3 protein-coding genes and 1 pseudogene are annotated in these 1680 nt (G+C 59.5%); 2 read left to right on the forward strand and 2 right to left on the reverse strand.

Annotated elements, in window-relative coordinates; all coding sequences use genetic code 11:
• Positions 1 to 551, reverse strand: a 551-nt coding sequence (locus AN233_RS16240) for an alpha/beta fold hydrolase (protein WP_141654123.1), incomplete at its 3' end; no start/stop codon positions are given.
• A 93-nt stretch (positions 552 to 644) separates the two neighbouring features.
• Here AN233_RS16240 and AN233_RS16245 point away from each other — a divergent pair.
• Together AN233_RS16245 and AN233_RS03515 are read left to right on the forward strand one after the other, a co-directional pair.
• Positions 645 to 842, forward strand: a pseudogene (locus tag AN233_RS16245) (YHS domain-containing protein); the annotation flags it as partial.
• Between the two features lie 153 nt (positions 843 to 995).
• Complete coding sequence (locus AN233_RS03515; protein WP_058365469.1) at positions 996 to 1445, forward strand: universal stress protein; 450 nt, start codon at positions 996 to 998, stop codon at positions 1443 to 1445.
• 14 nt (positions 1446 to 1459) lie between these two features.
• Here the strand turns inward: AN233_RS03515 and AN233_RS03520 are convergent.
• Positions 1460 to 1680, reverse strand: a 221-nt coding sequence (locus tag AN233_RS03520; protein WP_058365470.1) for an SHOCT domain-containing protein, incomplete at its 5' end; no start/stop codon positions are given.

Below are 1680 nucleotides of genomic sequence, written 5' to 3' on the forward strand. Positions count from 1 at the left end.
GTCCCTTCGTGGAAGCCTACGCTGTAGGCTAACTGCCGTATGAGCGCGTCGTTCGCGGGAATCTTGTAGAGTTGTAGTGCGAGAAACAGTCGTAAGAGCGGTTTCTCCCACGTGGGTGTTAGGTCGTGGTCACCCCCAGCATGCAAAACGAGCCCGGCCGTCGGGTTGCGCTTCGCGTACTCGATTGCGAGGGCGGTACCATAACTGTGGCCGTGGACGATAGGGCACTCGATGTCGAGTTCATCGAGGAGATTCGCGAGATCGGAAACATGTCCCGAAAGGGTCTGCTCTTGGCGTGTGGTCGATTCTCCGTTGCCGGCGAGCGCGTACGTGACTAGTTTGTGCCTCCCTTTAAAAGCGTCAAGCTGTGGGTACGGATTCCAAAGTGACCCGAGACCACCGTGGACAAATACGATTGCTGGGTCTGGACCAGGAAGATGCAGTGTCTCCAGTGTGACTGATTCTGACACCTGAATGGGTGTCGATTCTGGGAGCAACTCTCGAACATCGTCGAACTTGACGTATCCCAGAGGGAAGTCAGATGAAGACATACTAAAACACTTTGCCGAGTGGGATATTCAGGGATTCGGCGCATAGAGCGCATACAGGATGGAAAGCATCCCCGCTGCCGCGACTAGTGCAGCCACGAGACAGGCCTCGGCGCGCCCGGTCCGTACCGCGACCCCGTCTGTGGCATGCGGACTGACGACAGCAAGCCATCGGCGACGCACGACGGCGAGACGTACTACTTCTGCTCGCAGACCTGCAAGGAGACCTTCGGGGAGAACTCGGACGAAAACGCCACCGGGCATCCGATGGTGATGGAGGGGCACGACCACTGACGGACAGCTCGTTGATGGTTCACAGTATCGAGTGAGTCCGTCCGTCGTGCTTGGACACATCCGCTGACGCGGCCATACTGAACCCGCTACCGTGACTCTTGAGCGGAGAGAATTGGAAGTCAATTTATGATACCGCCTTCGAATTCCGACTGAATGTACGACCGAATTCTCCTGTCGACCGATGGAACTGTCGCGTCTGAAGATGCTGAAACGCACGCGATCGAGCTCGCAGCCGCTCACAACGCGGTCCTTCACGTGCTCTACGTCGTTGACGAGGATGTCGTGACTGCCTACAGCGGGGACGAGTACGTCGACGAGGCCGAAGGTCCCGAACACGGGCTCGAAGAACACGGCGAGGAGACGCTTTCGGAACTCCGACGTCGAGCCGCAGAGACCGATGTCGATGTCGAGACGACGATGCAACATGGCCGCCCCGCTGAGACCATCGTGGACCACGCAGACGACTGTGACGCCGATCTCCTCGTGCTCGGTACCAAACGCCGGCCGGACGAATATCGTGCGTTGCTCGGAAGTGTCACCGACCGCGTCCTTCGGCTGACGACGCGTCCGGCAACCGTCGTGAAAACCGAAGTCAGCGAGTAGGGAACGACCGTCCGTTACCGTCCATCATCTGGTGTGAGACGGGCGCGACGGCGGTCAAACTCCTCGTCGTCGATCTCGCCACGGGCGTACCGCTCTTGGAGGACGGCGAGTGCGCTATCCTCAGCGGGGCCGTTCGATTGCGACCGCGTTCCCAGCCAGTAGATGAAACCGAGGGGGACGGCGACGAGGAGTGCCATCCACAGGAGACCGAACAGCATCATCCCCCAGCCCCAGC

The sequence above is a fragment of the Haloparvum sedimenti genome, from assembly GCF_001462205.1.
Classification (GTDB): domain Archaea; phylum Halobacteriota; class Halobacteria; order Halobacteriales; family Haloferacaceae; genus Haloparvum; species Haloparvum sedimenti.